The organism is Methylocucumis oryzae, from assembly GCF_000963695.1.
GTDB classification, from domain to species: domain Bacteria; phylum Pseudomonadota; class Gammaproteobacteria; order Methylococcales; family Methylomonadaceae; genus Methylovulum; species Methylovulum oryzae.
The window spans coordinates 1-6,948 of sequence record NZ_LAJX01000316.1 but is presented as its reverse complement, the minus strand read 5'-3'; the positions used below and the strand labels follow the sequence as shown (position 1 = coordinate 6,948).

6 protein-coding genes and 1 pseudogene are annotated in these 6,948 nt (G+C 44.1%); 5 read left to right on the top strand and 2 right to left on the bottom strand.

Annotated features, from left to right (window positions below):
• Positions 1-257 precede the first annotated feature (257 nt).
• The 4 genes from VZ94_RS31255 (at position 258) to VZ94_RS20895 (ending at position 2,990) form a co-directional block, all read left to right on the top strand.
• Positions 258-647 carry an SGNH/GDSL hydrolase family protein gene (locus tag VZ94_RS31255; RefSeq protein WP_045780722.1) on the top strand — a complete coding sequence of 130 codons (390 nt, stop codon included), beginning with the start codon at positions 258-260 and terminating at the stop codon, positions 645-647.
• Positions 572-1,174: an SGNH/GDSL hydrolase family protein gene (locus VZ94_RS20905; protein WP_275575343.1), complete on the top strand. Its 603-nt coding sequence runs from the start codon at positions 572-574 to the stop codon at positions 1,172-1,174. The genes VZ94_RS31255 and VZ94_RS20905 overlap by 76 nt, the downstream gene beginning before the upstream one ends.
• 11 nt (positions 1,175-1,185) lie before the next feature.
• A complete protein-coding gene (locus VZ94_RS20900) occupies positions 1,186-1,908 on the top strand; it encodes a M48 family metallopeptidase (RefSeq protein WP_338040565.1) in 723 nt (240 codons plus the stop codon).
• Between the two features lie 113 nt (positions 1,909-2,021).
• Positions 2,022-2,990, top strand: coding sequence for a C-type lectin domain-containing protein (locus VZ94_RS20895; RefSeq protein WP_045780720.1), 969 nt, complete (start codon positions 2,022-2,024; stop codon positions 2,988-2,990).
• A 39-nt stretch (positions 2,991-3,029) separates the two neighbouring features.
• Here VZ94_RS20895 and queG read toward each other — a convergent pair.
• Together queG and VZ94_RS20885 are read right to left on the bottom strand one after the other, a co-directional pair.
• Positions 3,030-4,103, bottom strand: a pseudogene (queG, locus tag VZ94_RS20890) (tRNA epoxyqueuosine(34) reductase QueG).
• Between the two features lie 77 nt (positions 4,104-4,180).
• Complete coding sequence (locus VZ94_RS20885; protein WP_338040564.1) at positions 4,181-4,660, bottom strand: flavodoxin; 480 nt, start codon at positions 4,658-4,660, stop codon at positions 4,181-4,183.
• Between the two features lie 569 nt (positions 4,661-5,229).
• On the opposite strand from VZ94_RS20885, the gene VZ94_RS23905 reads away from it, so the two are divergent.
• Positions 5,230-6,714 carry a right-handed parallel beta-helix repeat-containing protein gene (locus tag VZ94_RS23905; protein WP_052700810.1) on the top strand — a complete coding sequence of 495 codons (1,485 nt, stop codon included), beginning with the start codon at positions 5,230-5,232 and terminating at the stop codon, positions 6,712-6,714.
• Positions 6,715-6,948: the final 234 nt, after the last annotated feature.

Below are 6,948 nucleotides of genomic sequence, written 5' to 3'. Positions count from 1 at the left end.
AGGGATGGCGTGTAGTAGGGCAACGCAGGAGCAGTTGCCGAGGACGCCGTAAATACGTCCCTGTAGGCTTGGCGGCAGCATCCCTGCTGCCGACACCTGGAGCCACAAGGACGTGGTGAATGCAGAAAACGCAGGAGCAGTTTTCTGTCGCTCTAAACACCCTGCCCCATCTTTAGTATGTAGCCCCTATTACACTATAGCAACGAGCCTCAATTACTGCTAAAGTGAAACGGTTTAAGCTTACCCCACAGACCCTCATGTTAATAAATTACGCCGTCAAGCTATGCTTATTATTACTGACACTTAACGCCATCAACGTAAAAGCAGCCGATTTCGATAATTTAATCGTATTTGGCGATAGCTTATCCGACAACGGCAATGTTGCCAGTATCACGACCTATGATTTTCTCAACCATCCTCCTTATCAACAAGGCTTTAGTAATGGTCAACTGGCAGTAGAACGTTTGGCCACGTTATTAGGCTTGCCTCTTAAACCCGCATTTTTTTCACTGGGCAAATATTGGGCACTAATTTCGCTTTTGGTAGCGCCAAAGCCGGTGGCTATAGTTTTATTGATTTATCAGGGCAAGTCGATGCTTACTTACAAAGTCAAACCGGACAAGCGCCCGCCGGTAATTTATACCTAGTCTTTATAGGCGGAAATGATTTGCGCGCAATGCGTGATAGCGCTGATGCAACCACAAGTAACCAACTGAGCGAAAAAGCGCTAAGCGGCTTTGATAACAATTTACGCAAATTAATTACGGCTGGCGCACGCAAAATCCTTGTCATTAGCCCACCTGATATTAGTAAGCTACCAGAAACCCAAGCTTTAGCTGAGAATAATCCTGAGCTACTCAAGACCAGTGCACAACTATCTAAAGACTTCAATCGCCGGTTAAAACAGTTAGTAAGGCGCATAGAGCGCGATACTCATATCGATTTAGTGTTATTCGATTTGCCTGAATTTTTCAACACCATTCTGAACAACAGCACAGCATTCGGTTTTACCGATAAAAATCATGGCTGCTACGACTATACGTTACAAATGTTTAATACTGGTTGCACAGCGGGGTTAATTAATCAACATATTTTTTTAGACCAAATTCATCCCAGCGCACCGGTACATAAGCGCTTAGCCCGTGCTCTATCTGCTTTTATACCTACTCACTAAAGCCCGTAATAGTGACTGTGCCTGCCCTACCCTTTTCTTACCAGATACGTCGCAGTGCTCGTGCAACGCGAGTTCGTATTGTAGTGACGCTTAACAAAATTGAAGTCGTCGCGCCGCTTGCAGTCACCGAGCAACATCTACATAAATTCGTATCTGATAAACAACAATGGATTTTAGCGTCGCAGAGCAAGTTGCTAAGCAAAGCACCCATACAGACCGCTGCTCCTATTCGCTATAGCGCCAACAGCTTAATTCCGTATCAAGGCCAGTCCTACCCTTTAGTGCTTAGCAAAACCCAACAAAAACAGGTCAAGATTCAATTTGATAATGGTTTTATCGTGCAACACCCTGACTCGCTCGATGACGAGCAAAGCCATAATGCCATTAAAAACGCGCTTATTGCATGGCTAAAGCAACAAGCAAAAGCACAAGTACACTATTATGTTTCTCGCCACACGGCCACCTACCAGCTAAAACCACGCTCGATTATTATCAGAAAGCAAAAAAGCCGCTGGGGCAGTTGCGGTATTCATAACGATATTAATATTAACTGGCTGCTCATCATGGCCCCGCCTGAAGTCTTAGAATATGTCGTAGTACACGAGCTATGCCACATCAAAGAAAGAAACCACTCGCCCGCTTTTTGGCGCTTAGTCGCACAACACTTACCTAACTACGAACAGCAACGCGCCTGGTTAAAACAACATGGCTTAGCGTTAATGCACAGCATTTGAGAGACTTTTTTAAATTCTTGTTAACAATTTGTTAATAATTACCCATCTACAATAGTCGCAGCTCAAGCTTAACGCTTGAGAGATGTACTAATTAACCCTAATCAGGAGTCAACATGCCTATTCATACCCCCTTTTGTAAAAAAAAATTACTTGTCAGCGCTATAAGCCTGTTATCACTAACAGCGTCATTTACGTTAGCCCACGCCGATTCTAATAAACTACGTTGGGATGGTAACAAACATTTTTATCAACGTTTCGAGCGTGATTACACTTACGACCAAGCAAAAACCTACTGCGAAAATCAAAGCGCACATCTAGCCACCATTACCTCAGAACAAGAAAATTTATTTATAACCAATATCTTACTCGATGGCACTGGCTATTATGTTTATTACTATTTAGGTGGTTCCGACGCGACAACTGAAGGCGTATGGCAATGGCAAACCGAAGAGCCTTGGACGTATAACTACTGGAGCTCAAGCGAGCCATCCAATAAAGAAGATGAAGACTACTTAGCGATTAATGAAAATCCTACTGGCGGAAAATGGTTTGACGTTAAAAGCTCTTCGTCTAGCGTAGTGGGTTTTATCTGCGAATGGAGTGAAAGCGCGTATGTAGGCTCGGCTATCATACCCGATATCAATAATAACGGCGGGCATGAAATCGCAGCTCTTTATGTCGATTTCAGAACCGGTAAACATGTTGTCAAAATCAAAGACAGTATTACTAAAGACGTCATTAGCGTATTGGATTTTGCCACTAACTTTAGAGCACCTGCAGGTCTCGCAAGCATCGCTGACATGAATGGTAATGGCATAGCAGAAATCGCGGTGTTATATACCGACACGCAAAATAATGTGCCGAAAGTCATGATTAAAGATGCGCTGAGCAATAAAAAGCCATTGAAGAACTTTAGTGTATTAGGCCCTGACTTCACGCCAAAAAGTATCAGTTCCGCACCGGATTTAAACAACAATGGCAGCAGCGAACTCAGTATCTTAGGAATTGACAATAGCTCTAGCAAAGCCAAAGTCGAAACTCGCGATAGCCAAGGCGACTTAATCGAAAAAATTTTCTACTAATTGCAAAACTGGGAGTGTTTTAGCAACACTCCCTCGCCCTCAACCATGCCTCGCCAATGCCCAGGCAACATGCTCTCGTACTAATTCAGAGCCATCATTTATTCTAGCCAATAATGCTGAGCGAACTGACTCTGAACTCGGCGCATTACCCAAAGCGACAGCAATATTTCTCAACCAACGTTGATAACCTATACGACGTATCGCTGAACCTTCAGTTTTAGCTAAAAAGTCGCTTCATCCCATTGGAATACAGCGATTAACTGCTCGGTATTCAAACCATGCCTAGGTTTAAAATCTATCTCGTCCGTTAAACGCGCAAACCGATTCCACGGACACACCAACTGACAATCATCGCAACCATAAATACGGTTACCTAATAACGGTCTTAATGGCTCAGGGATAACACCATGATGCTCAATAGTAAGATAAGACACGCATCGCCTAGCATCCACTTGATAAGGAGCGACAATGGCTTGGGTTGGGCAAATATCCAAACACGCCCGACACGCGCCACAATGCTCAGTAGCCGGTTCATCAATCGGTAACGGCAAAAAACGTATAAATCTCGCCTAAGAAAAACCAAGAACCCGAGCGCCGGTTAATTAGATTACTATGTTTACCTATCCAACCTAAACCGGCTTTTTCAGCTAAGGCTTTTTCCAGCACGGGCGCGCTATCGACAAATGCCCGCATCGTATCGTTAGACGATAGTTTTAGCTCCTCATTAATGCGATTGATTAACTGCTGTAAACGTTTACGCAATAACTTGTGATAATCGCGCCCTAAGGCATAACGAGAAACATAAGCCGCATCAGCTTGTTGCAACACTTTATCAATTTCGCTCATGGGTTCTGGCAAATAATCCATACGCACTGAAATCACACGTAGCGTTCCTGGCATTAATTGCTCAGGTCGGCTACGTTTAACGCCATGACGCTGCATATAGTCCATCTCACCTTGATAGCCCTTAGCTAGCCAAGCTATTAAATAGGTTTCAGCGGTGGTTAAATCAGTATCGGTAATACCAACCTGCTGAAACCCAAGTTCGCGTCCCCATTGTTTAATCTTAATGGCAACATTCGCCATATCGTGATTTGCTAGCGTCAATGTCATTACTTGTGAAACTGCTACGGTTAAATAGCAAAAGTATAACCGAATTGACGCAGCGCTACAGAATAGAGCTCGCTAGCTTACGCCGCTACCGCTATAGGCAATAATTGTGGCGTAATCTCGGCTAACCAGAGTTTTAATCGCTCCTCGGTTAAATGTGGCTGAGTACGTTGATCTAATGCCAAACCAACAAATTTATCATCTATGACCGCATGAGAATGGTTGAACATGTAGCCTTCGGTGCTCCATTGCCCAATGACTTCAGCACCATAACCTAAAAATCGGCGATATAACTGCATCATTGAGCTGTTAAAGCGATCCGAATAACGCTCTTGATTACCTAAGCCAAAAATCGCCACGCGCTTACCAGCAAAATCAGCACCGTCTAATAAGGGCATAAATTCCGCCCAATTCGCTTCGACACAACCTGTTGCTAATCCTGGTAAATCCCCTTTACCATAACTGGGCGTACCTAAAATAAGCCCTTGATACTGCAATAATTCGCTAACACTAGCGCGATTAATATTTTTGGGCTTATCCGCCAGTCCCTCGCCTAACATGTTATAAATTTTTCTTCGCGATTAAGCGGGTACTGCCTGTATCTGTACCAAAGAAAATACCGATTTTATTCATAATTCACCTCTTTATAGGGTTTGATAACATTCTATTTTCAAGAAACAAGCAAATTTCAAACCATAATACTTACACATAAAATATATTACATATCAATATATTACATAATAACTGTAGACTTTAAGACAGCCAATAACGAGTCTGTCATCGTTTTTGTTAAAAACACGACATTGCCGTAGACTTACTGAGTCTAGGCAACAAGACAGGATAGATTTTTTAGAAAGAGTGAATATTGCACTGGCGATAACGATGCTATGAGTTAATCTGTGCTCGAAGGAATAGGCTACACACTTTAGCAGGGACAGGGTATTCAGAGTGCTGCCGCCAAGCCTACAGGGATGTATTCACGGCGTCACGCACTCTGAATACCCAGTCCCGCCTTAAGTTGATAGCCAAGGAATACGAGTGTGCTGCCAAACCTGCTTATCTCATGCCACTCTTCGGATAACGGCTTGTTAATCACAAGCGCTTACTACTTTCATATCGAGGTACATTTATGACACGCTTACCCTTTCATCGCAAAGCCTTAGTTTTAGCACTGTCACTAGCGACAAGCTATAGTTATGCCACCACGATTAATGTTAATACCAGCTGTATATTGATTAACGCGATAAACAACGCCAACACCGATACTGACACCGATGGCGACGGTGGCTGCGCAAGTGGCAATGGCGCTGATGTGATTAACTTAGCGCCTAAGAAAAATTATGTACTAACAACGGTAAATAACCATACCTTTGGCCCTAATGGCTTGCCATCTATTACCAGTGAAATCACTATTAACGGTAATCAGGCTACGATAAGACGCTCACAAGCAGACGAAACTCCGCATTTTCGTTTATTTCATATCGCATCCAGCGGTCAACTAACCTTGAATAAGTTAAAAATCAGCGGCGGACATATTGCATCTAATTATCAATATGGCAGTGGTATACGCAACTCCGGGCAATTAACGCTTAACAACAGCACGATTACTGGTAACACGCTATTAGGCACCGGCTCGAGTGGTAGTGGCATCGCTAGTTTATACGGCAGCCATCTGACGTTAAACAATAGCACGATTAGCAATAATACCGGCGAACGCGGTGGTGGACTTCTTAATTTACCCGGTGCGGTCACCGAAATTAATCAATCAACAATTTCAGCTAACCGCGCCTTAAATGGTGGCGTAGGCGGTATAAACAACGCTGGCACACTCGTGATGCGAAACAGCACCGTGTCTGGCAACCGTAATATAGAAAACTGGGGCACGGGCGGAATTGGCAATAGCGGTTCATTAACGCTTGAACATTGCACCTTATCCAATAACTTTACAGGCTACGGTAATGTGGCCGGTATTAATAACTCAGGCCAATTAACCTTAACGAATAGCATTATCGCCAACAGTAATGGTGGTTCAGATTGTTATTCGCATAGAAACTATGGCACATTAACAATGACCGGCAATAGCCTCATCGAAGACGGTACCTGTAATGCCACGCACATAGGCGATCCAAAACTCGCACCATTGCTTGATAATGGTGGTGCAACGCTGACCCATGCCTTTCCAGCAACCAGCCTCGCTAAAGATTTAGTTACTAGTGCATGCTTATCAACAGACCAACGGAGTGTCACTAGACCGCAGCCTGCTAGCCAGCAATGTGATGCCGGAGCGTATGAGCGTATTGCCACTGTACCTAATGCTATCAAAACTTTAGTGACTTTTTATGACCAGCAACTCGATAACGGTGGCCTAACCTATGTCAATAGCAACACATTAGCGGTTCATAAATCGGTGGCTTTACGCAATCAATTCATTACCGCCGGTCAATATCGCGCGCAAAACCAAAACCAGCAAGCCTGCCAGCAATTGACCAAAGCATTAACGCGAATTGATACCACCGGTACGCCTGCATCTGACGATTATGTGACAGGCAATCAAGCCAGCACCTTAACGACGCAAATCACAACGCTGCGTACCACATGGAACTGCGGGAGTTAAAACACTAGGATAAAAGCCAAGACTCTATGCAAAGTCTTGGCTTTTTTCTGCTTAAAGCGATGGCTACCAACTTAAGACGGGACAATACCAAGCCGGGACAGGGTGTTTAGAGCGCGGGTGTCGGCAGCAGGGATGCTGCCGCCAAGCCTACAGGGATGTATTTACGGCATCCTCGGCAACTGCTCCTACGTTGCTAAGCCACAGGGATGTGGTGAATGCAGAAAAACGCAGGAG

What these genes read in the sequence shown, in the direction of transcription:
- VZ94_RS31255 (WP_045780722.1), top strand. Translation starts at nt 258, where the DNA reads ATGTTAATAAATTACGCCGTCAAGCTATGCTTATTATTACTGACACTT.
- VZ94_RS20895 (WP_045780720.1), top strand. Translation starts at nt 2,022, where the DNA reads ATGCCTATTCATACCCCCTTTTGTAAAAAAAAATTACTTGTCAGCGCT.
- VZ94_RS20885 (WP_338040564.1), bottom strand. Translation starts at nt 4,660, where the DNA reads ATGTTAGGCGAGGGACTGGCGGATAAGCCCAAAAATATTAATCGCGCT.
- VZ94_RS23905 (WP_052700810.1), top strand. Translation starts at nt 5,230, where the DNA reads ATGACACGCTTACCCTTTCATCGCAAAGCCTTAGTTTTAGCACTGTCA.